Annotated in this window: 3 protein-coding genes; all 3 read left to right on the forward strand. The window is 54.0% G+C overall.

The window, feature by feature from the left end; all coding sequences use genetic code 11:
- Positions 1-10: 10 nt before the first annotated feature.
- Positions 11-664 carry a pyridoxine 5'-phosphate synthase gene (locus HWQ67_RS18540; RefSeq protein WP_425340740.1) on the forward strand — a complete coding sequence of 218 codons (654 nt, stop codon included), beginning with the start codon at positions 11-13 and terminating at the stop codon, positions 662-664.
- Complete coding sequence (acpS, locus tag HWQ67_RS18545; RefSeq protein WP_218254178.1) at positions 661-1,026, forward strand: holo-ACP synthase; 366 nt, start codon at positions 661-663, stop codon at positions 1,024-1,026. Before HWQ67_RS18540 ends, acpS begins: the two co-directional genes overlap by 4 nt.
- Before the next feature lie 50 nt (positions 1,027-1,076).
- Positions 1,077-1,390: NAD(P)H-hydrate epimerase (locus tag HWQ67_RS18550; protein ID WP_218254179.1), on the forward strand; the 314-nt coding region annotated here is incomplete at its 3' end.

Consider the following 1,390-nt stretch of genomic DNA (forward strand, 5'->3'; position numbering starts at 1 on the left):
GGGGGGGGGGATGGAGCCGGACCCTCTGATGGCGGCGGCACTTGCCGTTTTAGGGGGAGCCGATGGCATAACCATACACCTCAGAGAGGACAGACGACATATACAGGACAGGGACCTGACCCTGCTGCGTCAGACTGTAAATGTGCCTCTTAACCTGGAGATGGCCGGCACAGAAGAGATGATCGCAATAGCGCTGGACAAAAGACCCGACATGGTTACACTGGTGCCCGAAAAGAGGCAGGAAATAACAACCGAGGGAGGTCTGGATGTTGCGGGTCAAAAGCCGCACGTAGCCGAGGCCGTTAAACGCCTCCAGGGTGAGGGCATCCCCGTGAGCCTGTTTATCAACCCCAACAGGACAGACGTTGACATCTCTGCCGAGGTGCAGGCAATGATGATCGAAGTTCACACGGGACTGTACAGTAACGCAATGACATATGAGGAGGTCGCCCTGGAGCTTGACAAGATCAAGAACTCGGTGGCCAGGGCACTGCACAATGGCTTGATCGTCAATGCCGGACACGGTCTGAACTACCATAACATGCTTCCCATTGTTGCCATTAGGTCTTTCAGGGGACTCTACATAGGGCACAGCATCGTCTCCAGGGCAGTGATGGTTGGTATGCAACAGGCCGTTAGCCAAATGAAAGAACTCCTTAAATGATCTACGCCGTTGGTGTGGATATCACGCAAAACGACCGAGTCAAAGAGGTCATTGACAAGTGGGGGGAACGCTTTGTCAACAGGGTTTTTACCGAGGGGGAGCGCAGATACTGTTTTTCGAAATCATCGCCGATAGGTTCGCTGGCTGGACGTTTTGCGGCAAAGGAGGCGTTTATTAAAGCCTGCGGCAAGGCAACCGCCTTCAGGGACATCGAGGTTGTCTCAGACACCGGGGGGAAACCCTCACTCAGACTCCACGGTAGTGCAGAGGGATGTATGAGGGCCTTGGGCATAACCACAAGTCACCTCAGTATCAGCCATGAAAGGCACTACAGTGTGGCAGTCGTCATACTGGAAGTATAATAAAACGGGGTGAACCACCCCTGACGTATAACTAAGGAGGTATCTTTACAGTGAAAGTCGTAACGGCAGCGGAGATGATAAACATAGACAGGGTGACCATAGAGGATATAGGGATACCGGCGTGTGTGCTTATGGAGCGAGCCGGTGTTGCCGTGGCCAGGCACGTCAGGGAGCGGGTTGCACCCACAGATGTGGTGGTTCTCTGTGGGGGGGGCAACAACGGAGGTGACGGCATTGTCACGGCCAGAGAGTTGTTTAATGACGGCTTTGATGTTCGAGTGTTTCTGTTCACCGAACCGGGGGCCATGTCTGATGACAACAGACGGCAGTATGAGATAGCCAGGCGGCTTGGTATCGACATCGC

The organism is Candidatus Magnetobacterium casense, from assembly GCF_019173545.1.
In the GTDB taxonomy this organism is placed as follows: domain Bacteria; phylum Nitrospirota; class Thermodesulfovibrionia; order Thermodesulfovibrionales; family Magnetobacteriaceae; genus Magnetobacterium; species Magnetobacterium cryptolimnobacter.